The sequence below is a fragment of the Lentzea kentuckyensis genome (genome assembly GCF_002150765.1).
GTDB lineage: Bacteria > Actinomycetota > Actinomycetes > Mycobacteriales > Pseudonocardiaceae > Lentzea > Lentzea kentuckyensis.
Map to the genome: position 1 here is coordinate 24,968 of NZ_MUYM01000040.1, position 26,108 is coordinate 51,075.

19 protein-coding genes are annotated in these 26,108 nt (G+C 68.5%); 11 read left to right on the forward strand and 8 right to left on the reverse strand.

The window, feature by feature from the left end; translation table 11 throughout:
• The first annotated feature begins 70 nt into the window (after nucleotides 1-70).
• The 3 genes from B0F77_RS20350 to pflA are packed head-to-tail and all read left to right on the forward strand — an operon-like array spanning nucleotide 71 to nucleotide 4,082.
• Nucleotides 71-1,108 carry a zinc-dependent alcohol dehydrogenase family protein gene (locus B0F77_RS20350; RefSeq protein WP_086664519.1) on the forward strand — a complete coding sequence of 346 codons (1,038 nt, stop codon included), beginning with the start codon at nucleotides 71-73 and terminating at the stop codon, nucleotides 1,106-1,108.
• Entirely contained in the window at nucleotides 1,105-3,357 is a 2,253-nt protein-coding gene (gene pflB, locus B0F77_RS20355; RefSeq protein WP_086664520.1) for a formate C-acetyltransferase, read from the forward strand. The genes B0F77_RS20350 and pflB overlap by 4 nt, the downstream gene beginning before the upstream one ends.
• The gene (pflA, locus tag B0F77_RS20360; RefSeq protein WP_086664521.1) at nucleotides 3,354-4,082 is read left to right on the forward strand and encodes a pyruvate formate-lyase-activating protein; all 729 of its coding nucleotides are present in this window, start codon (nucleotides 3,354-3,356) and stop codon (nucleotides 4,080-4,082) included. Before pflB ends, pflA begins: the two co-directional genes overlap by 4 nt.
• Here the strand turns inward: pflA and B0F77_RS20365 are convergent.
• The gene (locus B0F77_RS20365) at nucleotides 4,057-5,382 is read right to left on the reverse strand and encodes a wax ester/triacylglycerol synthase domain-containing protein (RefSeq protein WP_158102771.1); all 1,326 of its coding nucleotides are present in this window, start codon (nucleotides 5,380-5,382) and stop codon (nucleotides 4,057-4,059) included. The genes pflA and B0F77_RS20365 overlap by 26 nt on opposite strands.
• Nucleotides 5,383-5,519: 137 nt before the next feature.
• On the opposite strand from B0F77_RS20365, the gene B0F77_RS20370 reads away from it, so the two are divergent.
• The 3 genes from B0F77_RS20370 to B0F77_RS20380 all read left to right on the forward strand — a co-directional run bounded on the left by B0F77_RS20370 (nucleotide 5,520) and on the right by B0F77_RS20380 (nucleotide 10,204).
• Complete coding sequence (locus B0F77_RS20370) at nucleotides 5,520-7,823, forward strand: phosphoketolase family protein (RefSeq protein ID WP_245848464.1); 2,304 nt, start codon at nucleotides 5,520-5,522, stop codon at nucleotides 7,821-7,823.
• Nucleotides 7,820-8,845: an acetate/propionate family kinase gene (locus B0F77_RS20375; RefSeq protein ID WP_086664523.1), complete on the forward strand. Its 1,026-nt coding sequence runs from the start codon at nucleotides 7,820-7,822 to the stop codon at nucleotides 8,843-8,845. The genes B0F77_RS20370 and B0F77_RS20375 overlap by 4 nt, the downstream gene beginning before the upstream one ends.
• A 195-nt stretch (nucleotides 8,846-9,040) precedes the next feature.
• Entirely contained in the window at nucleotides 9,041-10,204 is a 1,164-nt protein-coding gene (locus B0F77_RS20380; protein WP_086664524.1) for a globin domain-containing protein, read from the forward strand.
• Between the two features lie 45 nt (nucleotides 10,205-10,249).
• Here the strand turns inward: B0F77_RS20380 and B0F77_RS20385 are convergent, their stop codons facing one another.
• Nucleotides 10,250-10,579: an ArsR/SmtB family transcription factor gene (locus tag B0F77_RS20385; protein ID WP_245848443.1), complete on the reverse strand. Its 330-nt coding sequence runs from the start codon at nucleotides 10,577-10,579 to the stop codon at nucleotides 10,250-10,252.
• Nucleotides 10,580-10,662: 83 nt separating this feature from the next.
• On the opposite strand from B0F77_RS20385, the gene B0F77_RS20390 reads away from it, so the two are divergent.
• Nucleotides 10,663-11,064, forward strand: coding sequence for an arsenate reductase ArsC (locus B0F77_RS20390; RefSeq protein WP_086664578.1), 402 nt, complete (start codon nucleotides 10,663-10,665; stop codon nucleotides 11,062-11,064).
• Here B0F77_RS20390 and B0F77_RS20395 read toward each other — a convergent pair.
• Complete coding sequence (locus tag B0F77_RS20395) at nucleotides 11,061-12,248, reverse strand: MFS transporter (protein ID WP_086664526.1); 1,188 nt, start codon at nucleotides 12,246-12,248, stop codon at nucleotides 11,061-11,063. The two genes, B0F77_RS20390 and B0F77_RS20395, sit on opposite strands and share 4 nt — an antisense overlap.
• Nucleotides 12,238-13,569, reverse strand: a complete 1,332-nt coding sequence (locus tag B0F77_RS20400; protein ID WP_086664527.1) for an FAD-dependent oxidoreductase — start codon at nucleotides 13,567-13,569, stop codon at nucleotides 12,238-12,240. The genes B0F77_RS20395 and B0F77_RS20400 overlap by 11 nt, the downstream gene beginning before the upstream one ends.
• 97 nt (nucleotides 13,570-13,666) lie before the next feature.
• On the opposite strand from B0F77_RS20400, the gene B0F77_RS20405 reads away from it, so the two are divergent.
• A complete protein-coding gene (locus tag B0F77_RS20405) occupies nucleotides 13,667-14,503 on the forward strand; it encodes a helix-turn-helix domain-containing GNAT family N-acetyltransferase (protein WP_086664528.1) in 837 nt (278 codons plus the stop codon).
• A gap of 460 nt (nucleotides 14,504-14,963) precedes the next feature.
• Here the strand turns inward: B0F77_RS20405 and B0F77_RS20410 are convergent, their stop codons facing one another.
• The gene (locus B0F77_RS20410; RefSeq protein ID WP_245848444.1) at nucleotides 14,964-15,440 is read right to left on the reverse strand and encodes a DinB family protein; all 477 of its coding nucleotides are present in this window, start codon (nucleotides 15,438-15,440) and stop codon (nucleotides 14,964-14,966) included.
• A gap of 126 nt (nucleotides 15,441-15,566) precedes the next feature.
• Entirely contained in the window at nucleotides 15,567-16,796 is a 1,230-nt protein-coding gene (locus B0F77_RS20415) for an ArsB/NhaD family transporter (protein ID WP_281252530.1), read from the reverse strand.
• Between B0F77_RS20415 and B0F77_RS20420 the strand changes: the two genes are divergently transcribed.
• Both B0F77_RS20420 and B0F77_RS20425 read left to right on the forward strand, forming a co-directional pair.
• On the forward strand, nucleotides 16,791-17,123 hold the full coding sequence (locus B0F77_RS20420) for a RidA family protein (protein WP_245848452.1): 333 nt from the start codon (nucleotides 16,791-16,793) through the stop codon (nucleotides 17,121-17,123). The genes B0F77_RS20415 and B0F77_RS20420 overlap by 6 nt on opposite strands.
• On the forward strand, nucleotides 17,120-17,527 hold the full coding sequence (locus B0F77_RS20425; protein ID WP_086664530.1) for a nitroreductase family deazaflavin-dependent oxidoreductase: 408 nt from the start codon (nucleotides 17,120-17,122) through the stop codon (nucleotides 17,525-17,527). Before B0F77_RS20420 ends, B0F77_RS20425 begins: the two co-directional genes overlap by 4 nt.
• Nucleotides 17,528-17,546: 19 nt before the next feature.
• On the opposite strand, the gene B0F77_RS20430 is transcribed toward B0F77_RS20425, so the two are convergent.
• Nucleotides 17,547-18,008 (reverse strand): cupin domain-containing protein, encoded by a 462-nt coding sequence (locus B0F77_RS20430; RefSeq protein WP_086664531.1) that lies wholly within the window; start codon nucleotides 18,006-18,008, stop codon nucleotides 17,547-17,549.
• 14 nt (nucleotides 18,009-18,022) lie between these two features.
• Nucleotides 18,023-18,976: a helix-turn-helix domain-containing protein gene (locus B0F77_RS20435; protein WP_086664532.1), complete on the reverse strand. Its 954-nt coding sequence runs from the start codon at nucleotides 18,974-18,976 to the stop codon at nucleotides 18,023-18,025.
• Nucleotides 18,977-19,634: 658 nt separating this feature from the next.
• Here B0F77_RS20435 and B0F77_RS20440 point away from each other — a divergent pair.
• A complete protein-coding gene (locus B0F77_RS20440) occupies nucleotides 19,635-26,057 on the forward strand; it encodes a type I polyketide synthase (protein ID WP_086664533.1) in 6,423 nt (2,140 codons plus the stop codon).
• Nucleotides 26,058-26,108 lie beyond the last annotated feature (51 nt).

Consider the following 26,108-nt stretch of genomic DNA (forward strand, 5'->3'; position numbering starts at 1 on the left):
ACCACGGGCTCTCAACCACTCGCGGCGACCTGAGAAGGCTGGAGATGACGAACCGATGAGAGGAACTGCGATGAAGGCGCTGGTCTACCACGGTCCCGGCAAGCGCGTGTGGGAAGACGTGCCCAAGCCGGAGATCAAGGACTCCACCGACGCGATCGTCCGCGTCACCGCCGTCACGATCTGCGGAACGGACCTGCACATCCTCAAGGGAGACGTCCCCGAGGTCGAACCGGGCCGCATCCTCGGTCACGAGGCAGTCGGCGTCATCGAACAGGTCGGAGCCTCGGTCACCGGCGTCAAGCCGGGCGACCGCGTGCTGATCTCGTGCATCACGTCGTGCGGCCGCTGCCAGTACTGCCGTGTCGGCAGCTACGGCCAGTGCCTCGGCGGCGGAGGCTGGATCCTCGGCCACACAACCGATGGAGTGCAGGCGGAGTACGTGCGTGTCCCGTTCGCCGACACCTCCACGCACCTGCTGCCCGACGACGTCACCGACACCGTCGCGGTCGTGCTCGCGGACATCCTGCCGACCTCCTACGAGGTGGGTGTCCTGAATGGACGGATCAAGCCCGCCGACACGGTCGTCATCGTCGGCGCCGGGCCGATCGGGCTCGCCGCGATCCAGACCGCGCAGCTCTACAGCCCGGCCCACATCGTCGCCGTCGACCTCGCGACCTCCCGTCTCGACGCGGCCAAGCAGTTCGGCGCGGACATCACCGCGGCGACTGCCGAAGAGGCGGAGCGCGTCATCGGTGAGCTGACCGGCGGACTCGGCGCGGACGTCGCGATCGAGGCGGTCGGCCTGCCGGAGACCTTCGAGCTGTGCACGAAACTCGTGCGGCCAGGCGGGCACGTCGCCAACGTCGGCGTGCACGGCAAGGCCGCCACCCTGCACCTGGAGAACCTCTGGATCCGCAACGTCACCATCACCACCGGTCTGGTCGACACCAACTCGACCCCCACGCTGCTGCGCATGGTCGCGTCCGGACGGATCGACGGCGAGCGCTTCATCACCCACCGCTTCGCACTCGACGAGATGGAGCAGGCGTACGAGGTGTTCGAAAACGCCGGTGACACCGGCGCGCTCAAGGTGGTGCTGACCCGGTGACTGCCACCACCGAGCGCACGACCACCGCTTCCTGGCGCGGGTTCCGCGCCGGGCGGTGGTGCGACGAGATCGACGTGCGCGGGTTCATCCAGGCCAACTACACGCCCTACGCCGGCGACGCCGAGTTCCTGTCCGGCCCGACGCCCCGCACGACCGCGCTCTGGCAAGGGCTCACCGACATGTTCGTCGAGGAACGCGCACGCGGCATCTACGACGTCGACGCACATACCCCCTCGTCGATCACCGCACACGCCCCGGGCTACATCGACCGCGAGCACGAGATCATTGTGGGCTTGCAGACCGATGCACCTCTCCGGCGCGCGATCATGCCGACCGGCGGGCTGCGGATGGTCGAGACGAGCCTGCACACCTACGGCTACGAGCTCGATCCTCAGGTGAAGGAGATCTTCACCAAGCATCGCAAGACGCACAACGACGGCGTCTTCGACGCCTACACACCCGAGATCCTGCGCGCCCGCAAGGCCGGGATCATCACCGGTCTGCCGGACGCCTATGGACGGGGCCGGATCATCGGTGACTACCGCCGGGTGCCGCTTTATGGGGTCGACCACCTGATCGAAGCGAAGAAGGCCGAACGCGCGGCGCTGGACGACCTGATGTCCACAGAGGACGTCATCCGCGACCGCGAGGAGCTGGCCGAGCAGGTCCGGGCGCTGGCGGAGCTGCGTGACATGGCCGCGTCCTACGGCTACGACATCTCCCGGCCCGCCACCACCGGCCGGGAAGCCGTGCAGTGGCTGTACTTCGCGTACCTCGCGGCGGTGAAGGAGCAGAACGGAGCCGCGATGTCGCTGGGTCGCACGTCCACGTTCCTGGACCTGTACCTGCAACGCGACCTCGACGAGGGCCGGCTCACCGAGCGCGAGGCACAGGAGCTCGTCGACGACCTCGTCATCAAGCTTCGGATCGTGCGGTTCCTGCGCACCCCGGAGTACGACCAGCTCTTCTCCGGCGACCCGACCTGGGTCACCGAGTCCATCGGCGGCATGGGCGACGACGGCAGGCCGCTGGTCACGCGCACCAGCTTCCGATTCCTCCAAACCCTCTACAACCTCGGCCCGGCACCAGAACCGAACCTCACGGTGCTGTGGTCCCCCCGTCTGCCCGAGGGTTTCAAACGGTTCTGCGCCAAGGTCTCCATCGACACCAGCTCGATCCAGTACGAGAACGACGACCTGATCAGGCCGTGGTTCAGCGACGACACCGCCATCGCCTGCTGCGTCTCGGCGATGAAGGTCGGCAAGCAGATGCAGCTCTTCGGCGCACGCGTCAACCTCGCCAAGGCACTGCTGTACGGGATCAACGGAGGCCGCGACGAGCTGTCCGGAGTTCAGGTCGCACCGGCGTTCCCGTCGATCACCTCCGAGTACCTGGACCCGGCGGAGGTGAGGGTGGCGTTCGACCGGATGACTGACTGGCTCGCGAAGACCTACGTCGAAGCGCTCAACATCATCCACTTCATGCACGACAAGTACGCCTACGAACGCATCGAGATGGCGCTGCACGACCATCCGCTCCAGCGGCTGCTCGGATGCGGTATCGCGGGGTTGTCGGTGGTGGCGGACAGCCTGTCGGCCATTCAGCACGCCCGTGTGCGGGTGATCCGCGACGAGAACGGACTCGCGGTCGACTACGTGGTCGAGGGCGACTTCCCCAAGTACGGCAACAACGACGACCACGCCGATGCGATCGCCGTCGAGTTGGTCGAGAGCTTCATGCGCAAGGTGCGCGAGTACCCCGCCCACCGCGGCGCCGTGCACACGCAGTCGGTGCTCACCATCACCTCGAACGTGGTCTACGGCAAGCACACCGGCAACACACCGGACGGCCGCCGCGCGGGTGAGCCGTTCGCGCCCGGTGCCAACCCGATGAACGGGCGCGACCAGCACGGCCTCGTGGCCGCGGCGCTGTCGGTGGCGAAACTGCCCTACGAGCACGCAAAGGACGGCATCTCGCTGACCGCGACGATCACGCCGTCCGGACTCGGCAGCACCGAGGACGAGCAGGTGACCAACCTCGTCGGCGTGCTCGACGCCTACACCGACGCCGGCGGGTTCCACCTCAACGCCAACGTCCTCAACCGCGAAACCCTGCTCGACGCGATGGCGCACCCGGAGAAGCACCCGCAGCTGACCATCCGGGTCTCGGGCTACGCGGTGAACTTCATCCGGCTCACGCCCGAGCAGCAACGCGACGTCATCAACCGCACGTTCCACGAGTCGCTGTGACCACCGGATCAGTCCACTCGTGGGACATCGCCACCGCGGTCGACGGACCGGGCACCCGCTTCGCGCTCTTCCTGAGCGGGTGCCCGCTGCGGTGCCTGTACTGCCACAACCCGGACACCTGGCACATGCGCGACGGCCACCGCATGACCGTCGACGAGGTCATGGCCGAAGTCGCCAAGTACCAGCGATTCATCGAGGTCGCCGGTGGCGGGCTGACGATCAGCGGCGGAGAACCGCTGCTGCAACCCGGCTTCACCGCCGCCGTGTTCCATCGCGCCAAGCAGCTCGGCCTGCACACCGCGCTCGACACCTCGGGCTTTCTCGGCGCGCGAGCATCCGACGATCTGCTCACCGACACCGATCTCGTCCTGCTGGACATCAAGTCCTGGGACCCGGCCACCTACCGGCACGTCACTGGCGGGGAAGTCGCACCAACGCTCGACTTCGCCCGCCGGCTGTCGGCGTCGGGCAAGCCGATGTGGATCAGGTTCGTGCTGGTGCCTGGCCACACCGACGCCGAGACCAACGTCGAAGGCATCGCCTCGTTCGTCAGCACCCTGAACACGGTCGAACGCGTCGAGGTCCTGCCGTTCCACAAACTCGGCGCGCCCAAGTACGCCGCGCTCGGCATCCCGTTCCCGCTGGCCGACGTCCCCTCCCCCGACGCCGAGCTCGTCCGCCGGGTGCACGAACAGTTCGCTACCCGCGGCCTGCCCGTGCGCTGATGAGGTCGAGTTCGTCGCCCAGTGCGCAGGCGATCAGGCCGGGGTCGGGAAACCGTTCCGGATCAGCCATCGCGGTGATGGTGACGGTGCCCGCGTAGGTGAACACTTCGAAGTAGACGGTCATGTTCCCGTCGCCGCCCACTCCGATCGGGATGGCCGACCGGATCGGCGAGCCGCCGAACGAGATCAGCTCGCGAGGACCACGGACGTGGCTCACCAGGGTGTGCAGCCGACGCTGGTGGTTCATGTACCAGCGAAACGCACCGAACGCGGCAAGCGGCCGGAACAGCCAGCCGAGCAGTGCGATCGGCGGCGGTCCCTGGGCCGCGGCCTTGTGCGAGCGAACCACCTCCGCGGTGCACCGCAAACGTTGGGCCAAGTCACCCACAGCCGGAACGGGCACTACGAGTGGGCTGACCAGGTTTCCTCGCGCAGGTTCTCCCGCTGTGTGACCGGAGACGGGCACGCCGATCACCACGGTCTTCAAAGACTCCCCGCTGGACGCCAGCACTCGGTTCAACGCCGCCGCCACCGCCACGAGGATCGCGTCGTTGGTCGTGGCGCCGTATTGGTGCGCCGCAGCCCGAAGTACCGCAACAGGAATGCGGACCACAGCGGGCCTGCGACTTCCTCCGATGCGCCGCAGCAGCGAGCACGCCTCGGCTCGCGGAGAGCGCAGTCCGCCCGCCGCTGCCGTTGATGCGCGCAGCAAGCGCACGGCCGTGCCGATCCGGCCGACAGCGCGGATCCGGCTCGACCACGCGTCAAGTGCCAAGCGCCAGGTAGTTGGACGCGGCCGGGGAGAGAGCGCCGTTCGTCCCGGATCAACGAGTGCGGTCAGGAGCTCGAGGCCACCGACGCCGTCCACAAGTACGTGATGCACCGCGATCACCAGCGCGACCTGCCCGTCGGCGAGCCCCGTCACGAACGCCGCGGACCACCTCGGGCCCGAACTCGGCAACGGTGTCGCCACAAGCGAATACGCCGTGTCGAGCAATGCCCGCTCATCTCCCGGTTGGGCGCACGAAACGACGCGAATTCGCCGCTGAACGTCGAATCCCGCGTCATCGACCCAGATCGGCCCGCCACAGCCGAACGGCGTCGTGACCAGTCGCTGCCGCAGCCGAGGCACCGCGCCGACCCGGTCGGCGAGCAACCTCCGAGCGTTCCCCAGAACGAACCCGTCGGCCTCGTCGAACAGCAGGATCACCCCGAAGTGCTCTGGCGTGCGTCCGCCGTCCATCGCGAGGAACGCGCGATCCGTCGTGCTCGCCCGGTCGATCACCGGCTTCCCTGCCATCTCCATTGCTCCAGAAGACCTCTGCACGCACGGACCGGACAGGGACCAACGCCCCGGCCGACGTGGACCGGATGCCCTGTCCCGCGATCGCCCGGAGCGGCAGCGTGGAGAGCACCAACCCGAGTGAGGAGCGCGAGATGGCGAACGCCGACCTCGAGCTGGTCGACGCGTACTGGCGAGCCGCCAACTACCTGTCGGCCGGCCAGATCTACCTGATGGACAACCCGCTGTTGACCGAACCGCTGACCCCCGACCACATCAAGCCCAGACTGCTGGGCCACTGGGGCACCACGCCCGGTCTGAACTTCATCTACGCCCACCTCAACCGGATCATCCGCGAGCGCGACCTCGACGTGCTGTTCGTGACCGGTCCCGGCCACGGCGGCCCCGCACTGCTGGCGAACACCTGGCTGGAGGGCAGCTACAGCGAGACGTATCCGGACGTGCCGCGCGACGGCGAGGGCATGCGAAAGCTGTTCCGGCAGTTCTCGTTCCCCGGCGGCGTGCCCAGCCACGTCGCGCCCGAGGTGCCCGGTTCGATCCACGAGGGTGGCGAGCTGGGCTACTCGCTGGCGCACGCGTTCGGTGCCGCGTTCGACAACCCCGGCCTGATCGTGGCGTGCGTGGTCGGCGACGGCGAGGCGGAGACCGGGCCGCTCGCCACCAGCTGGCACGCGGGCAAGTTCCTCAACCCGCGGAGTGATGGCGCGGTGCTGCCGATCCTGCACCTGAACGGGTACAAGATCGCCAACCCCAGTCTGCTCGCCCGCATCCCGCACGACGAGCTCGACTCGCTGCTGCGCGGCTACGGCTACGCGCCGTCCTACGTCGAAGGTGACGAGCCGAAAGCCATGCACGCCCGCATGGCCGACGTGCTCGACCAGGTCGTCGACCAGATCCAGCAGGGCGAACGGCCGATGATCGTGCTGCGCAGTCCCAAGGGCTGGACCGGTCCGTCCGAAGTGGATGGTGTGCCGGTGGAGAACACCTGGCGTGCCCACCAGGTGCCGCTGGCCGGGGTGCGCGACAACCCGGAACACCTGCGGCAGCTGGAAACCTGGCTGCACAGCTACCGGCCGAGCGAGCTCTTCGACGAGCACGGCGCGCCGCGCCCGGAGCTCACCGATCTCGTGCCGGACGGTGATCACCGGATGGGCGCCACCCCGCACGCGAACGGCGGGCTGTTGTTGCGCGAGCTGAAGATGCCCGGTGTCCGCGCTCACGCCGCCGAGGTGGTCAAGAACGGCGCCACGCACTCCGAGCCGACCAGGGTGCTCGGCCGGATGCTGAGGGACATCGTCACGCTCAACGCCGACGCACGCTCGTTCCGGATCTTCGGCCCGGACGAGACCGCGTCCAACCGGCTCGACGCCGTCTACGAAGTGACCGGAAAGCAGTGGCAGGCCGAGACGTTGCCGGTCGACGAGCACCTGGTGCACGACGGCCGCGTGGTGGAGGTGCTGTCCGAGCACCTGTGCCAGGGCATGCTGGAGGGCTACCTGCTCACCGGCCGCCACGGCCTGTTCAACTGCTACGAGGCGTTCATCCACATCATCGACTCGATGTTCAACCAGCACGCCAAGTGGCTCAAGACCCACCAGAAACTGGAGTGGCGCCGGCCGATCGCCTCGCTGAACTACCTGCTCAGCTCGCACGTGTGGCGCCAGGACCACAACGGCTTCTCCCACCAGGACCCCGGCTTCATCGATCACGTCATGAACAAGAAGGCCGAGGTCGTCCGCGTCTACCTGCCGCCGGACACCAACACGCTGCTCTCCGTCGCCGACCACTGCCTGCGCAGCAAGAACTACGTGAACGTCATCGTCGCCGGCAAGAACGAGACGCCGGACTGGCTTTCCGTGGACGAGGCGATCCTGCACTGCGCGCGCGGCGCAGGCATCTGGGAGTGGGCCAGCAACGACGAGGACGAACCCGATGTGGTGCTGGCGTGCGCCGGCGACGCACCGACCGTCGAAGTGCTCGCCGCGACGAAACTGCTGCGCGAACACCTGCCCTCGTTGCGCGTCCGCGTGGTCAACGTGGTCGACCTGATGCGCCTGCAGCCCGACACCGAACACCCGCACGGCATGCCGGACCGCGAGTTCGACGCACTGTTCACGGTGGATCGCCCGGTGATCTTCGCGTACCACGGCTACCCGTGGCTCATCCACCGCCTGACCTACCGGCGCACAAACCACCACAACCTGCACGTCCGCGGCTACAAAGAAGAAGGCACGACCACCACGCCGTTCGACATGCTCGTGCTCAACGACATGGACCGCTACCGCCTGGTGATCGACGTCGTCGACCGCGTGCCTGGCCTCGGCCAAAAAGCCGCTCGGCTGCGGCAGCTCATGCAGGACCAGCGCACCCGCCACCACACCTGGATCCGAGAGCACGGCGAGGACATGCCCGAGATCCGCGACTGGACCTGGCAGTGAACGTGCTCGTGGTCAACGCGGGCTCGTCCAGCCTGAAGCTCCGCGTGCTCGGCGAGGACGACATCGTCCTCGCCGGCACCACGATCGAACGCTGGTCCGGCGGGGACGAAACCGGCCCGCTGGAGGAGTTCCTCCGTGGCGCGCCATCGGTGAACGCCGTCGGGCACCGCGTCGTCCACGGCGGCTCCACGTTCACCAGAGCCACCGTGATCAACGACGACGTGCACGCCGATCTGGAGACGCTCACCGGGCTCGCGCCGCTGCACCAACCCCGCGCGCTCGCCGGCATCGACGCTGCTCGCCGACTGCTGCCCGACGTTCCTCAGGTGGCCTGCTTCGACACCGCCTTCCACGCCACCATGTCCGAAGCCGCCACGACTTACGCCCTGCCCGCTGCGTGGCGACGGAAATGGGACCTGCGCAAATACGGGTTCCACGGCCTGTCCCATGCCTACGCGTCACGCCGAGCCGCCGAGCTGGCGGGTAAGCCGGGCGCTCGGATCGTGTGCTGCCATCTCGGCTCCGGGGCGTCGCTCGCGGCCGTCGCGAATGGTCGTTCGGTCGACACGACGATGGGCTTCACCCCGTTGGCAGGCCTCGTGATGGCCACGCGCAGCGGCGACGTCGACCCCGGCCTGCTCGTGTGGCTGCAACGAGCCGGACTGACGCTGGACGAACTCGAAGACGGGTTGGAACACCACTCCGGGCTCGCCGGCCTGTCCGAGGTCGACGGCGACCTGCGCGACGTGCGCGAGGCCGCGGACAACGGCGACGAGCACGCGATTCTCGCGCTGCAGGTGTACGTGCACCGGCTGCGCCAGGGCATCGCCGCCATGGTCGCCTCGCTGGGAGGCATCGACGTGCTCGTCTTCACCGGCGGGGCTGGCGAGCACGACGCCGCGCTGCGCACAGACACCGTTGCCGGCTTGGAGTTCCTCAACCCGATGCAGGTGTTGGTCATCGAGGCCCGCGAGGACGTCGAAATCGCCACCCAGACACGAACGCTTCTGAAGGAGGGATGACCGTGACCAGATCGCGATCATTCGCACGTTCAGCCCGCTGCAACCGGTGATGGCCATGACATGCGTCGCCGTTCTGGTCCGCGCGGGCGTCGGGACCAAGGTCCTCACCCGGAAGCGACCTTCCTAACTGCATCCTCCCCCACCTGATCACGCAGGCTCGAAAGCGAGCAGAACACACCGTCAGAGGAGAAACCTGTGCTTTCAGCTGCTTCGGCTGCCGTTGTTCGCGCGACCCTGCCCGTCGTGCGCGACCACGCCGCCGAGATCACCGCCGAGTTCTACCCGTCGATGTTCGCCGCGCACCCCGACCTGCTGAACCTCTTCAACCAGGGCAACCAGGCCAGCGGCAAGCAGCAGATCGCGCTCGCCGCGGCGGTCGTCGCCTACGCCCAGCACCTGCTCGACGGAACCCCGTTCGGACCGATCGCCGACCGCATCGCCCACAAGCACGTCTCCCTCGGCGTGCGCCCCGACCAGTACCCGATCGTCGGCAAGCACCTCATCGCCGCCGTCGCCACCGTCCTCGGCGACGCCGTCACCCCCGAGATCGCCGCCGCCTGGGACGAGGTCTACTGGCTGTTCGCGGTCTCCCTGATCGCCGCAGAGGCCCGCCTGTTCCAGCAGGCCGGCGTCACCCCCGACACGCTCTGGCGGCCCTGGCGCGTCGCCAAGCGCGAGAACGAGGCGGTGGACACCATTTCCTTCACGCTGCTGCCCGACGACGGCGGCCCCGTTCCCACCTTCGAGCCCGGCCAGTACGTCTCCGTGGCGGTCGGCCTGCCGGACGGCCGGCGGCAGCCGCGCCAGTACTCGCTGTCGCAGGCACCGGGCCGTGACGAGCTGCGCATCACCGTGCGCCGCGTGCGCGGCGCGGGTGACTCCCCGGACGGCGCGGTGTCGAACTTCCTGCACGACCACGTGCACACCGACGACATCCTGCTCGTCGGCCCGCCGGCCGGTGAGGTCACGCTCGACCACGGCGACCGGCCCGTGGTGCTGATCAGCGCGGGCATCGGCATCACCCCGATGCTGTCGATGCTCGACCACCTGGCCGCCACCCAGCCCGAACGGACGGTCGTCGCAGTGCACGCCGAGATCTCCGCGGACCGGCACGCACACCGCGAGGAGTACAGCCGCCTCGCCGACTTCCAGCAGCTGACCTGGTATGAGAACGGCGACGAGGGAGGCCGCCCCGGCCGCATCGACGTGGAGGCGATCCCGTTGCCCGCCAACGTGATCATCTACCTGTGCGGCCCGATCGCCTTCATGCGCGACGCGCGCGCCGGACTCCTTCGCCGCGGTGTGCACACCGACGACATCAGGTACGAGGTCTTCGGACCCGGCATGCTCGAACAGTGAACTCGAAGGCGGTCCGACCACGCCGGCGGTGTTCTCGTGTTCAGGTCAGTCGCAGCACGCGCTGGTGTCGCGCAGCGGTCCTCCTGGCGCCAGCACCGCCGCGAGGGTGTCGATGGCGTCGTTGTCGATGCGGTACCAGCTCCAGGTGCCGCGCCGTTCGCGGCTGAGCACACCGGCCTGCACAAGGATCTTGAGGTGATGGCTCAGCGACGACTGCGGCATGTCGAACTGGTCGGCCAGGTCGCAGAAGCACGCCTCCTGCCCCTCGGTCCTCCGCACGAGCCCGACCAGCTCGACCCGGATCGGATCGCCGAGGGCCTTGAACAGGCGTGCGGCGGCCGTCGAGTCGAGCAGTGTCTGGTCCGGGCTCGTCATGACGATTACCATATCGGCTTGGATTGACAAAAGTCGATACACGCGTGCGCGACGACATCGACCGCCGCAACGAGGAGATGACCGTGTCCACAACCCCCGAGGTGCTGTTCGTCTGCGTGCACAACGCGGGCCGCTCCCAGATGGCCGCGGCACTGCTGCAGCACTACGGCATGGGCCGCATCGCCGTCCGCTCGGCCGGTTCCGAGCCCGCGGAGAAGGTCAACCCCGCGGCCGCCGCCGCGCTCGCGGAGTGGGGACTCGACATCACCGCCGAGGTGCCGTCGAAGCTCACGACCGAGGACGTCGAGGCGTCCGACGTGGTGATCACCATGGGCTGCGGCGACACCTGCCCCGTGTTCCCCGGCAAGCGCTACCTGGACTGGCAGCTCGACGACCCGGCCGGTCAGGGCATCGACGCGGTGCGACCGATCCGGGACGACATCGACCGCCGGGTGCGCGGCTTGGTCGCCGACCTTCTCGGCTAACGCGGCACGCTGGCGGTCGACAACACGGCCGCCAGCACTCCGACGGCGCCCAGCACCACGAACACCGCCGGGAAACCACCCAGCCACGCCGCCAGGGCGCTGCCTGCCCACGGCGAGATCGCGGCCGTGAGCATGACGGGAGCGGTGAGCAGGCCGTTGAGCTGTCCGTAGTGGACGGCTCCCCACCGGTCGGTGATCGCGGTCGCCTGCACCAGCGTGAAGATCCCGCGCGTGACACCGGCCAGGATCGAGCCCGCGATCAGCAGCAGAGCCGGGCCGGGCACCACGCCCAGCAGCGCCGTCACCACCGCGCTCACCAACAGGACCAGCAACGTGCGGGTGCGCACCGAGGTCTTCGCGGCCAACCTGGCGTAACCGAGCCGGCCGAGCACCTGCCCCAGCCCACCCAGACCGAGCGCGACCGCGGCGGCCGAGGTCGTCATGCCGCGTTCGGTCAGCAGCGGGACGAGGTTGATCACGACGGCGTACACGCTGAACGCGGCCAGGCTCATCGCCACCACGAGCACCAGGAACGGCCTGCTGCGCGCCACCGCCGACGGAGCGTGCGCGGCCTCGTGCTCAACCGCCGGCCACGGCAGCCGCAGTCCCCACAGGTGCAGCGGAATCGTCGTGACAGCAAGGAATCCAGCCAGCACGAGGTAGGTGCCGCGCCAGTCCAGGTGATCGTTCAGCACCGCGGTCAGCGGCGCGAACACGGTGCTGGCCAGCCCGGCGACCAGCGTGAGCGCGGTCAGCGCGGACACCCGGCGCGGCCCGTACCAGCGGGTCAGCGCGGCGAACGCCGGTGCGTAGAAGATCCCCGCCATCGCGACACCGGCCAGCAGCCACGCCGCGGTGAACCACACCAGCTCCTTCGCCGTCGCCAACCCGACGAGCGCGAGCACAGCGACCACGGAACCACTGGTCATGATGACGCGCGGGCCGTGCCGATCGAGCAGCTTGCCCACCGGAATCCCCACCAGACCCGCGACGATCTGACTCGCCGAGAACCCGGCCGTGATCACCGCGAGCGACCAGCCCGTGCGCGCGCTGATGGTCGGCAGCAGCACCGGGAAGGCGTAGTAGACCACGCCCCAGCTGATGATCTCGGTGGTGCACAACACGATCAGCACCCGGCGCAGTCCGGCGTCGATGCCGGGCCGCGCCGTTGTGTCAGCGTGCACTGGGCGCGAGGCCGATCGTCAGCTCACCGCGCTCCGGCGAGGCGCAGCAGCCACCCTCGTTCTTCTGCTCGGCCGGCGCGTCGAACACTCCGGCACCTCCGCACACCCCGGTTTCGGGCAGCACGAGCTCGACACGCCTGGCTGCCTCGTGGTCACCGGTGATCGCGGCCACGACAGAACGGGCTTGCTCGTAGCCGGTGAGCGACAGGAACGTGGGTGCGCGACCGTAGCTCTTCATGCCGACCAGGTAAACACCCGGCTCGGGGTGCCGCAGCTCGTTTTCACCGTGTGGGTAGACGGTGCCACAGGAGTGGACGTTCGGGTCGATCAACGGCGCCAGCTTCGTCGGCGCCTGCAACACCGGGTCCAGGTCCAGCCTGATCTCCGAGAGCCACGACAGGTCCGGTCGGAATCCGGTCAGCACAACGACTTCGTCGACACCCCCGACCCGGTGGCCGTCGAACGACTCCAGCGTCAGGCTGCCATCCGCGGCACGCTCGACCGCCGCCGTGCGGAACCCGGTCACGGTCTCGATGTGCCCGGCCTCCGCCGCCTTTCGTGCCCGCAGTCCCAACGCACCACGCGCCGGCAGCTGGTCGGCCTCGCCGCCACCGAACACGTTGCCGACCACGCCGCGCCGCAACAGCCACACGACCTTCGTGCCCGGCTCCTGCTCCGCGAGCTCGGCCAGCACCACCAACGCCGTGAGTGCGGAATGACCGCTGCCCGCGACCGCGATCCGCTTGCCCGCGTAGCGAGCGCGTTCTGCCGTGAGATCCGGCACGCGGTAAGTGATCTGCCCGGCGGCCGCCTTCTCGCCGGCCGCGGGAAGACCGTCGCCACCCAGCGGGTTCGGCGAACCCCAGGTACCCGAAGCGTCGATCACCGCACGCGCCGTGATCCGCTCTTCCCCCTCTGCGGTCTGCACATGCACCGTCAGCGGCTCGTCCTCACGTCCGGCATCGACAATCCGGTCCCTCCCGCGCCGCGCCACACCCACCACGCGCGCACCGAATCGCACCCGGTCACCCAGCACCTCGGCCAGCGGGCGCAAGTACTGCTCCGCCCACTCGCCACCGCTCGGGTAGGTGTCACCATCGGGCCGCACCCATCCCACCCGACTCAGCAGCCGCTCGGCCGCCGGGTCGACCAGCTCGCTCCACTGCGAGAACAGCCGGACATGGTTCCACTGCGACACGGCTGCACCAGCCTGATCGCCCGCCTCCAGCACGAGTACCCACTCGCCTCGTTCGACCAAGTTCGCCGCCGCGGACAAACCCGCAGGTCCGGCACCCACCACAACGACTGGCAACTCGCTCACCGCACACCCCTTGCATCGAAGAATTTCAAATCAACGCCCGGACTGTATCGACCGGGATCGATTGACGCAACCATCGATTTGCGTCGATACTTCAGCCATGACGACCACAGCGTCCACCCCAGCCGTGCTGTCCACCGGCGATGCCGCGACCTACGCGGAGTGGTTCGCGTGCCTCGCCGAGCCGACCCGAGTGCGGCTGCTGCACGCTGTTGCCATCTCGGGCCGCGCGATGACCGTGGGTGAGCTGACGGAACTGCTGGGCATCAGCCAGTCCACCTGCTCGCATCATGTGCGCAAGCTCGCCGACGTGGGCTTCGTGCGGGTGCACAAGGAAGGCACTGCCACCCACGTCAGCGTGAACCCGTCGTGCTGCACCGGCTTGCCGCACGCCGCTGACGTCGTCATGGGGGTGCTCGCACCGCGCCCGTGCTGCCCGGAGAACCTGCCGCTCGACGTGACCGTCCGCGCGATGCGCGACGAGGACTGGACCGCCGTGCGCCGCATCTACGCCGAGGGCATCGCCACCGGCGACGCGACCTTCGAAACCGACGTCCCCCAACGCAGAGTGCTCGACGCCAAGTGGCTGCGCGACCACCGCTGGATCGCCGAGATCGACGGCACGGTAGCAGGCTGGGCAGCCGCCACACCGGTGTCCACACGGGACTGCTACGCCGGTGTCGCAGAGCACTCCGTCTACGTCGCCGCCGACTTCCGCGGCCGAGGTGTCGGCAAAGCCCTGCTGCACCAACTGGTCACCGCGGCCGATGCCGCCGGCCTGTGGACGTTGCAGACCTCGATCTTCCCCGAGAACCGCGCGAGCCTCGCCCTGCACCACTCCGCGGGCTTCCGCACCCTCGGCGTCCGCGAACGCATCGCCCAACACCACGGTGTGTGGCGCGACACCGTGTTCCTCGAACGCCGAACAACCAACTAAGCAGGCTGCCAGAAGTTGTGTCCGTAACCCGATCGAGCACACCCCCACCTTGCGTTGATGGCGTCTGCAAGTACCACCAACTCAACATCAACAGGCACTTACCTACAACCAACAGGGCAATCACGCCAGGCACGCCGGTCCGGCGCACGGCGACCAGGTTGAGCGTCGTATCGCGGTCATGGTCGACTCGGCGGCAAGCAGATGTGCATCTTCATGTGGCGCGGACGGGGATCGGACATACCGGGCGGTGCCCATCTGTCCGCTGGACGTTGATGAGGGGAGCTTTCATCAACCTCAGCACAGCGGGCACACTCGGACATGCTGAACAATCCCGGCTCCAGCTCCGGGTCGAGCGCGATCAGCCAACAGGGTCCCCGCAGGGCTCATGGCACCAACGGAGGCCACACGGTTTCGGACAGGACTTCCGGCCAGTTGCTTAGACCCCAACCACACCACCGGCTCAGCTCAGTGAGAGCTGCTCACGGTGGAAGTCGAAGTGTTGCACCGGGAAGCGGTACAGGTCCGCCACCGTCATGAACTCGCGGAAAAACGGATCCCACCGCGTCGGATACGGCATCCCCCGCGCCAAGCTTCTGTCGTTCTCCAGGTCTAGACGCCGGTGCAACGCCGCGATGGTGCGGTCGCACAGGACGACCATCGCTTTGCGAGGCATCACACTGCCTCCGAGCCAGGAGCCGACGAAGTTGACCACGTCGAACGGCTTCGCACCCACGTTGAGCAGCCTCGCCCAGCCACGGCCGAACCACGCCGGCAGCCGAGCAACGAGCTTCGCCAGAGCCAGCAGCGCCCGCATGATCAGGAAGCCGAGCAACATGTGGAACAGCAACTGCCGATTGTTCCAATGCGTGCCGTTCGAGCGACGACGGAGCTGAGCCTCCGCCGCGCCAAGGAGCAGCGCGCGAAACGTCTCTCTCACGCGCTCAAGGTCATCGTGAACCGCTTGCCTGTCCACAAGTCGAGTGTGCGCCACGGGCGAAGAGAAAAACAGGCTTCTTGCCGTTGGATCATCCGAGTTCCCTTCAATCGCCCGCGTTGCCGCAGTTCAGGCAAGCACGAAGTACCTCAGCCACAGATAGGGCGCTGCGAGCAGGAGGGACAGGCCGGCGACGATCGAGCCGTAGCGGGTGAACTTCCAGAAGCTGATCGGGGTGCCGTTGCGCGCGGCGAGACCGAGCACGACGACGTTCGCGCTCGCGCCGACCGCGGTGGCGTTGCCACCGAGGTCCGCTCCTAGGGCGAGCGCCCACCACATCGACTGCGATTGCGGCGACTGCCCCTGTGCGGCAACGAGTTCGCTGACGATCGGGGCCATCGTCGCGACGTAGGGGATGTTGTCCACAATGGCCGACAGCAGTGCTGAGATGACCAGCAGCGCCATGACGGCGAGGAGTGGCTCTCCGCCGACGGAGTTGGCGAGTGCGTGGGACACCTCGTCGATGACGCCGGTCTTCACGAGTGCGCCGACCATGACGAACAGTCCCATGAAGAAGACCAGGGTCTCCCACTCGACATCGGCGATGGCGTCCTCCGTGGTGACCTTGGAGATCAGCACCAGCAGCCCGGCGCCGAGCAGTGCCACGACGGAGGGCTCGATGTGCAGCGCGCTGTGCAGTACGAAGCCGACCAGGACGAGGCCCAGGACGATCAGGCTCTGCACGAGCAGGGTGCGGTTGCGGATGGCCTCCCGTTCGGACAGCGCCATGACCTCGGCGACGCGTTCCTCGTTGTAGTCGAACGAATCGCGGAACAACCAGCGGCACACGACCACGAAGACGATCATCAGCACCACGATGAACGGCGCCAGGTGGAGCAGGAAGTCGTTGAAGGACAAGCCGGAGCGGCTGGCGATGATGATGTTCGGCGGGTCACCGATGAGCGTGGCGGTGCCGCCGATGTTGGACGCGAGCACTTCGGCGATCAGGAACGGGATCGGGTTGAGGCCGAGGCGGTCGCACACCAGGAACGTCACCGGCGCGATCAGCAGCACGGTCGTCACGTTGTCCAGGGCGGCCGACGCGGTCCCGGTGATGATGACGAACATCGCCAGCACCGCGTAGGGCTTTCCCTTGGCGCGCTTGGCCGCGGCGATGGCGAGGTACTCGAACAGGCCGGTCTGCTCGATCACCCCGACGATGATCATCATGCCGAGCAGGAGGAACACGACGTTCCAGTCCACCCCCGCGTCGAGAGAGTGAAACGCCGTCTCGCCGTCGGTGAGCCGTAGCGCCAGCATCAAGGCAGCGCCACCGAGTGCGGCCGCGACGCGGTGCACGCGCTCGGTGGCGATCAGGACACGTTCGTCGGCGTCGAGGTCGACGAGATGGGTACGACGACGCTCGACATCCGTGCACAGACCCGTGCCGTGATCGAGAACATCCGCGACGTCCTCGGCGCCGTCGGTGCACGGCTGCAGGACGCCGTCCAGCTCACCACCTATCTCGTGTCCATGAACGACTACCCCTACCCACTGGGCGAACGCCCGGCCGGCGCCGTGGTGCGCACGAGCGAGCACCTCGACACCGTGACCCGACACAAGATCTACCGCGGAAACGCCGAGCGGTTTCTGGACCGGAACCTGAGGAATGGAGAACAGAAATGAAAGAACTTCTGGACCTGGTCGACCAGAGCGGAACGACGGACAGCATCGCCGTCGAGGTCGACGGGAAGAAGACAGCCGTGATCCTGCTGCACACCACTGGCGCGAAGTCGGGAGCAGAGCGGCGAACGCCGGTGATCCGGATCGAACGAGACGGCGTTTATGCCATCGTGGCTTCGGCAGGTGGCGCCGACACCAATCCGTCGTGGTACCACAACGTCAAAGCCAACCCAGACGTCGTGGTGCAGGACCGGGCCGAGATCTCCCGGCGCACCGCACGCGAGGTCACCGACGACGAGCGGGCGCGGTGGTGGGACGAGGCTGTGCTGACCTTCCCGCCCTACGCGGACTACGCGAGCCAGACCGGGCGAACGATCCCCGTGCTGGTGCTGGAACCCCGCCGATGACGGTCGTGTCGAAGGCGCTTCACGTGGCGTACTCGTTCGAGATCTCGGTGGCGTAGTTCTTCCAGAGCGGTTCCATGGTCTCTGCGTTGACCGGTTGCCCGGAATCGATCATGGCCTTGAAGTCGCGGAAGTACTGCACATACAGGTCCGGCGTGAAGGTGTTCAGCATGACCGCGTTGTCGTCGCCGACGTTGGCGAACGTGTGCGGCGCCCCGGTCGGCACGATGACCCAGGTGCCCGGCCCGGCGTCGTAGTGGTCCTCGCCGACGGTGAACCGGAAAGTTCCCGCCAGCACGTAGAAGCCCTCGTCGTGCTGGGCGTGGCGATGCTGCAACGGGCTCGGCGTGCCCGGCGGAATGGTGACCTCGGCGAACCCCAGCCGGTGGTCGGTGTGCTCGCCGTTCTCCAGGATGCGGATCTGCTGCGCACCGCTGCCGAGGATCTCGCCCTCACCGGGGCGGACGATGTTCACCTTCGCCACGACTTCTCCTTTTGCTATTGCCTGCCTTGGTCACCACCATCCTTTCCCGGGCCGGCTGTGTGCGTCTTGGTCGTCTGTGCACGGTTGTTGGTCACCAGTGCGCGGGCGTTGTAGCCGTACGTCGCCTTGAACAGCTTGCTGAAATGGGTGGGATCGGAGAACCCCCACCGGGCGGCCACGGCGGTGACCGTACGTCCGCTTCCAGCCAGTTCGGCCCGGCAGCGCTCCAGGCGGCGACGGCGGATCAGCGCCGCGACGGTGAGCGGCTGGTCCTCGAACAGCTTGTGCAGCCGGCGTACGGAGATGTGATGGGCGGCGGCGATGCCGGGCGGGGACAGATCGGGATCGGCCAGCCGAGCCTCGATGTAGCCGGCGATCCGGTCCCGCAGCCACTCGTCCGGGGCCGGTTGTTCGTCGCCGAGCCGGGCCTCCAGTGCCACCGCGATCAGCTCGACGACCGCCGCCGCCGACCGCAACGCCTCCGCCTCGCGGAACCCGGTCGCCGACCGCGCCGACTCCCGGGCCAGCACGGAGACGAGAGCGCCCGGGCCGCGGCTGCCATCGATGCGTACGCCGATGAGCCGGTCGATCTGCGCGGGCCGGATCCGAAGCTCCCGGCGCGGAACCAGGATAGTGACATGCGCCGCGGCGGTGCTCTCGAACCGGAGCGCACGCGTGGGATCGAGCAGCACCAGGTCGGTCGGCCCGAGTTCGGCGTCGCCGCGCCCTTGCTCGATCCGCGTCCGGCCCCTGGCCATCACCTTGATCGCCAGGTTCTCGCCGTCGGAGGCGTCACGCTCCCGCCCGACGCAGGCGCTCTCGGGCGTGTCCAGGGAGACCAGCCGCAGCGGCCCGAGGTCGCGGGTGGCGATCCGGCCCCGGAAGCCGGCCCCTGCCAGCTTGTTGACCAGCGGCGGAAACCCGCTGGCCGCCAGTTCGTCCTGGAACGTCTCGAGGTTGCTGATCACCGGTCAACGATAACCGCGACACTTCTGCTCGGGCACGGTGCTCGGCAGACCCGCCACATAAGACCACAATGGACTGTCAACAGTCCATTGTGGTCGACTTAAGCCGGCATCGCTCCATTCAGCTTGTACAGCAGGCATATGATCACCCGGACGTGCTGTGATCGGATGACACATCCATTGCGATCCCTTTGGCACACAACCAAAAGGTCATTCGCAACGATGAAGAGAACGAAACGACCATATCGACCCCGGTCTGCGTGGACGAGGTTCTCCTGGGGACGACTGGCCTGTTCGAGTGAACGAGATGAACGCGACTTGTCGCACAGGTGAACAGGACTTACGGTTTCCTACCGACTCCGATTGACAGTTGCCACGCGCAGCTCGGGTCGCCTGCACCGGGGGGTTGCAATGAACGATCAGCTTGTTTACGACACCGATCTTTCCACGGCCGCTGGGGTATCCCTGCGGGGCCATCGCTGACGAACGGGTTCGAGCGAAGATCGGATATTCCGCACGGCTTCAGGTGTCAGGACACCGCGAGTAGCCGTCCTCGTGCGTCATCGACGCTGTGGACGGGTCCCGCAGGCGGTCCTGCTGCCTTGAAGGGTGCCCACCGACACCACCTTGGGGAGGGTGCAGTCATGGGTCGGGATCGAAGATGAGCAGTACCAACACATCCGCGTCAGCCACGATCGCAGCGTTGTTGCGCGCCAACGTCGAACGAGCGCCCGATGCGCTCGCCTACCGCTTCGTCGAGGACTCGGACGCCAGCCAGACGTGGACCTACCACCAACTCGACAGGTACGCGCGGGCCGTCGCGGTTCGCCTTCAGCGAGAAGGGTTGCGCGGCAAGCCGGTCTTGCTGCTGCACCAACCGGGGCTGGACCACATCGGGGCTTTTTTCGGTTGCCAGTACGCGGGTGCCATCGCCGTGCCGGCGTATCCGGTCGACACCAACCGCTTCAGCCAGTCGATGCAACGGCTGGCCGCGATGGTGCGGGACTGCGGGGCGACACACGCGCTGACCACGGGCAGCTTCGCCCAGCACGCCGAGACCCACGAACGCGAGATGGCAGCGATCGGGCTCGACGCGGTGCGGTGCCTGATGACCGACGCGGTGGACACGTCGCTCGCGGACCAGTGGGACGATCCGGGTACCAGCCGCGACTCGCTGGCGTTCCTGCAGTACACCTCGGGGTCGACCTCGGCCCCGAAGGGCGTCATGCTCAGCAACGACAATCTCCTGCACAACCTGGACGCGATCCACCGCAGGATCGGCCACGACGAGAACTCTGCGATCGTGTCCTGGCTGCCGCCCCATCACGACCTCGGCCTGATCGGGTGCGTGCTCAACGCCCTCTACGGCGGCATACCGCTGCACTTCATGTCTCCCATGGCTTTTGTCCGGCGACCGGTGCTGTGGCTGGAGACCCTGTGGCGGACCGGCGCCACCACCTCGGGCGCCCCCAACTTCGGCTACGAACACTGCCTGCGCAAGGTCACCGAAGAGCAGCGGGACGCCCTCGACCTGTCCCGGTGGAGACACGCCCTCAACGGCGCCGAGCCGGTCCGATCAGAGACCCTGGACCGCTTCGCCGAGTTCTTCGCGCCGTGCGGCTTCGACCGCCGCGCCTTCGCACCGTGCTACGGGCTCGCGGAGGCGACCCTGATGGTGACCGCGACCGAACCGGAGGCCCTGCCGACGCAGCGTGCTTTCGACGCGGCCACGGTGGCTGAAGGTGCTCCCGCGCCGGCAACCGACCAGTCCGTCCGCAGCACCTGGTTGGTCGGCTGCGGTCCCGCCGCCACCGGCGTCACCGTCGCCGTCGTCGACGAGGTCACCGGGAACCGGGTTCCTCCAGGCCACATCGGGGAGATCTGGGTGGCGGGGCCGAGCGTCGCCCAGGGCTACTGGGGCAAGGACGAGGACACCCGGCGGACGTACCGGGCGACCATCCCCGGTGAGCCCGAAACGTCCTACCTGCGCACCGGTGATCTCGGATTTCAGACCGAGGGCGAGCTGTTCGTCGTCAGCCGCGCCAAGGACGTCGTGGTCGTGCAGGGCAACAACTACTACCCGCAGGACATCGAGGCGACGGTCGAGAGGGCGATCAGCGCGTCGAGGACGAACAGCGTTGTCGCGTTCTCGATCGACGTGGACGGCGCCGAGGAGATGGTGGTCGCCCTCGAGGCGGCAGGCAGCCGGCTGGACGACACCGATGGCCTGCTCGCGGCGGTGCGGGCCCGGATCGCGGCCGAGCACGAGGTTTCGCCGCACGCCGTCGTGGTGCTCCGCCCTGGCGCGCTGCCCAAGACGACCAGCGGCAAGCTGCGACGACGCGCGTGCGCGGAATCCTTCCGCGACTTCGCGTTGCCTGTTGTGGCAGCGAGTGTGGTGCGGAGTTCCCTGCCACGAGCCGGTATCGGCCGGACGAGTGCGGCCACGGCGCTCGAAGTACTCGCGGACATCACCGGACGGACGGAGCTCGCGGGCCGCGACTTCGCCGAGCTCGGCCTCGACTACTCCCAGCTCCTCGCCGTGCTCCGGACCACCGAAGCGGCTCTGGGCTCGTCCCTGCCGATCGGACCACTGCTGGTGGCGCCCCGAGTGGACACGCTGCTGGCCCTGGAGCGCCGGGAGAACCAGCGCGATGTCCCGGCGCCGGCCGCGATCCAGGAGTGGCTGCGCGCACGGCTCGCGGACGTGCTCGGCCTGCCGACCGGCGCGATCGACACCACGGCGCCGCTGACCGCGATCGGCGTGAACTCGCAGCAACTGGTGACCCTCGCCGACGAGTTCGGCGCCTGGCTCGGCCAGGAGGTGACACCCGCGGTGCTGTTCGACCACCCGACCATCCGGGACCTGGCGCGACGGTTCGGCCGCCCGGCACCGACCAGGCCGGCCGCCACCACGAGCAGCGACCGCGGCGACGACGAACCCGTTGCGATCGTGGGCATCGGCTGCAGGTTCCCCGGCGCACCCGACGTGCAGTCCTTCTGGGAGCTGTTGGTGGAAGGACGTGACGCCATCACGGAGGTCCCCCGTCAGCGCTGGGACGCCGCTTCCTCCGCCGGCCCGGGGTACGGCGGGTTTCTCGATCACGTCGACGAGTTCGACGCCCGCTTCTTCGGCATCTCCGCCCGCGAGGCCCAGCGGATGGATCCGCAGCAGCGGCTGCTGCTCGAAGTCGCCTGGGAGTGCGTCGAAGACGCCGGGACCGCCCCGACCGCCCTCGCCGGCAGCGACGTCGGCGTGTTCATCGGCATCAGCAGCAACGACTACGCGACCCTGCCATCGGGCCGGCACGACGACCCCGACCTGCACACCGCGACGGGCAACGCCCACGCCATCGCGGCCAACCGGCTGTCGTTCCTGCTCGACCTGCGCGGTCCGAGCATCGCCCTCGACACAGCGTGCTCCTCATCGCTCACCGCGGTGCACCTGGCCTGCCAGAGCCTGCGCGAGCACGAATGCGGCCTCGCTCTCGCCGGCGGTGTCAACCTCATGCTGTCACCGGTGCTGACGACGGCCTTCGCGAAGGGGCGGATACTCGCGCCGGACGGCCGCTGCCGCGTGTTCGACGACGATGCCAACGGCTACGTCCGCGGAGAAGGCGCGGGGATCGTGTACCTGAAGCCGCTCTCGCGCGCGCTGGCCGACGGTGACCGCGTCTACGCGACGATCAACGGGTCCGCCGTCGGGCACGGCGGCCGCACCAACGGGATCACCGCGCCGAGCGGAGCCGCGCAACGACGGGTGATCGAGCGTGCGCTCGCCAAGGCCGGGCTCAGCGCCGAGCAGATCGACTACGTCGAGGCGCACGGCACCGCGACCAAACTCGGTGACCTGGTCGAGTGGGAGACGCTGACCGCCGTCTACGGCGCGGGCCGCCCCGAGGACAAACCGTGCCTGATCGGGTCGGTCAAGAGCAGCATCGGTCACCTGGAGGCGGCCGCGGGGGTCGCCGGGCTGATCAAGGCGGCGCTGGTCGTGCATCACGGTGAGGTGCCACCGCAGCTGCACCTGACGACCCCGAGCACCCGGCTGGCCTGGACCGACTCGGGGCTGTCCGTGTCCACGCGGCGAATCGCACTGCCGACGCGCGGTACCGCCCGCGCGGCGGTCAGCTCGTTCGGTTTCGGTGGCTCGAACGCGCACGTCGTCCTCGAGCGGGCCCCGCGCGTTGAGGTCACCGCCGACACACCGGAGCGCACCGCGCACGTGTTGTCCTTGTCCGGACACACACCCACCGCGCTGCGCACGCTGGCCGAGCGCTACCGGCGGCACATCGCGGCGAACCCCGCCACCAGGACGGCCGACCTGTGCCGCGCGGCGAACACCGGACGCGCGCTGCTGCGCCATCGCGCGGCGGTGGTCGGCAGGACCGCCGCGGAGCTCGACGCCGCACTGGCCTCGCTGGCGCGCGACACCCCGTCGACCGCGCTGGTCCAGGACGTCGACGCCGCGCGCGAACGGCAGGTCGCGTTCCTGTTCAGCGGCCAGGGCGCGCAGTACCCGGGGATGGGGCGCGAGCTCTACGAGGGCCATCCGGTGTTCCGGAACACCATCGACCACGCGGATTGCGTGCTGCGGCCGTTGCTCGACCGCGCGCTTCCCGACCTGCTCTTCGCCGAGCAGGACGCGGACCTGCTGGCGCGGACGCGCTACTGCCAACCGGCCCTGGTCGCGCTGGAGGTCGCCCTCGCCCGGCTGTGGACGGCACTCGGGGTGCGACCGGTGGCGGTGCTGGGACACAGCGTCGGTGCCTACAGCGCCGCCTGCGTGTCGGGTGCGGTCCGGTTCGACGACGTGCTCACCCTCGTCGCCCTGCGCGCCCGGCACATGGACGCGCAGAGCGCGACCGGCGCCATGATCGCCTGCGTGGGCGACGCGGAGATCATCCGTGCGGTCGCCGAGGAGGAGCCCTCGGTGGTCGTCGCCGCGGTCAACTCACCCGATCACCTGGTGCTGTCCGGGCCGATCGATGCCGTCTCCCGCGTTCAGCGCGAGCTCGAGGCCGGTTCGGTCGCGGTCCGCCGCCTCCAGGTCTCGCACGCGTTCCACTCGCCGACGATGACCGGTGCGGCGCCACTGCTGCGCGACGCCGTCCGGACCGTGCGGTTCGGCATGCCGGCGACACCGTTCGTCAGCGACATGACCGGCAAGGTGGTTGACGACCTGGGCGGGACCTACTGGGTGGACCACATGCTCAGCCCGGTGATGTTCGCGGACGGGTTCACCACCCTGCAGCAGTTGGGGTGCGACGCCTTCGCCGAGATCGGTCCCAGGTCGACTCTGCTCACGCTCGGCCGGGGCATGAGCTCCGAGGACGACGACGTGCTCTGGTTGCCCTCACTGCGTTCCGGGCACGAGTGGGAGATCCTGCTGCGTTCGCTGGGACGCCTGCACTGCTCGGACGGCAGCGTGGACTGGGCGGCACTGGATCCGGACCGGCCCCGCGTGGCCGTGAGCGTTCCGCACGCCGTCTACGAACCGCAGTCGTACTGGTTGGACACGACGACCACGAGCGAAGCCTCCGGAGCTCTCCGCGTGCCCGCAGGTGCTCCCTCTGCCCCGGCGGTCGCCGGTCGCGTGCTGAACCGGCAAGAGGTTCTGGACCACCTCTCGCACGTGTCGGGATTCGCCTTGGACCAGATCGCCCCGCACGCGCGACTGGGCGCCGACCTCGGCTTCGACTCGCTGATGGCGACCGAGTTGCACCGGCGGCTCGTGCCGCGGACCGACGGCCAGGCCGATCAGTTGCGGCAGGTGCTCACCAGGGATCCCACCGTGGCCCAGTTGATGGAGCTGCTGGACGTCGGTGAGGACGCGCCCGCTGCCACACCCGAGGCCGAGGTTCTCCCAGCTAGGGCAGGAACGAGGTTCGAGCAGTGGCCGGAGTACGTCGCCCTGCGGCAGCGCCGGCAGCAGGTCGAGCTCACCGGTGCCAACCCCTACAACCGCGTCCACGACGGTTACAACTCCGGGCGCACGACGGTCGCCGGGGAACGGGTCGTGAACTTCGCGGCGTTCAACTACCTCGCGCTGTCCAACCACCCCCGCGTCCGCGAGGCGGCCAAGGCGGCCATCGACCGCTACGGGACCTCCGCGTCGGCGACTCCGCTGCTGTGCGGTGAGACACCGCTGCACGAGGAGCTCACCGCGGAGATCGCCGAGTTCCTGGGCACCGAGTCCGCGATGGTCTTCGCCGGCGGCCACGCCACCAACGTCGCCACCGTCGGGCACCTGTTCGGACCACCCGACGTGATCCTGCACGACCAGTGGATCCACGACAGCGTCGTGCGCGGCTGCGTGCTGTCGGGAGCGCAGCGCCAACCGTTCCCGCACAACGACTGGGCCGCGCTCGACGAGCGGCTGCGTCTGGCGCGACACCGCCACCGCAGGGCGTTGGTCGTGATCGAGGGGGTGTACAGCCAGGACGGGGACGTGCCAGACCTGCCGCGGTTCATCGAGGTCGCGAAGCGGCACGACGCGATGATCATGGTCGACGAAGCCCATTCCGTCGGCGTGCTCGGCGCGACGGGCGCGGGCATCGGTGAGCACCACGGCGTGAACCGCACCGATGTCGACCTCTGGATGGGAACGCTGAGCAAGGCCTTGGGCAGCCTGGGCGGGTACATCGCCGCCCGTGACCCCGTGATCGAGTATCTCCGGTACACCACGCCGCTGCACATCTTCAGCACCGGGATCTCACCGGCCAACGCCGCCGCGGCGCTGGAGGCCATCCGCGTCGTCCGCGACGAGCCCGAACGGGTCTCCAGGGTGCGGCAGCTCGCGGAGTTCCTCAGAACCGCCGCGCGGGCCAGGGGGTTGGACATCGGGGTTTCCCGTGAGTCGGCCGTGATCCCGATCATCCTGGGCCAGTGGGAGCTGACGATGAGCGTGTCCAACGCGCTCCTCGCCGCCGGGGTCAACGTAATGCCCATCGGCTACCCCGCGGTCGCCCAGGACCAGTGCCGGCTGCGCTTCTTCGCCAATGCCGACCACAGCGAGGACGACGTCGAGTACGCCCTCGACCGGCTGGTCGAGGCCACGCGCGCGGCAGGAGACCGACGGTGACCGGCGAGTCCGCGATCGGAGTCGAAAAGCACTGTGCCGCAACGCAACGAC

What these genes read in the sequence shown, in the direction of transcription:
- B0F77_RS20425 (WP_086664530.1), top strand. Translation starts at nt 17,120, where the DNA reads ATGAAAGAACTTCTGGACCTGGTCGACCAGAGCGGAACGACGGACAGC.
- B0F77_RS20440 (WP_086664533.1), top strand. Translation starts at nt 19,635, where the DNA reads ATGAGCAGTACCAACACATCCGCGTCAGCCACGATCGCAGCGTTGTTG.
- B0F77_RS20365 (WP_158102771.1), bottom strand. Translation starts at nt 5,382, where the DNA reads ATGGCAGGGAAGCCGGTGATCGACCGGGCGAGCACGACGGATCGCGCG.
- B0F77_RS20350 (WP_086664519.1), top strand. Translation starts at nt 71, where the DNA reads ATGAAGGCGCTGGTCTACCACGGTCCCGGCAAGCGCGTGTGGGAAGAC.
- B0F77_RS20370 (WP_245848464.1), top strand. Translation starts at nt 5,520, where the DNA reads ATGGCGAACGCCGACCTCGAGCTGGTCGACGCGTACTGGCGAGCCGCC.
- B0F77_RS20385 (WP_245848443.1), bottom strand. Translation starts at nt 10,579, where the DNA reads ATGACGAGCCCGGACCAGACACTGCTCGACTCGACGGCCGCCGCACGC.
- B0F77_RS20405 (WP_086664528.1), top strand. Translation starts at nt 13,667, where the DNA reads ATGACGACCACAGCGTCCACCCCAGCCGTGCTGTCCACCGGCGATGCC.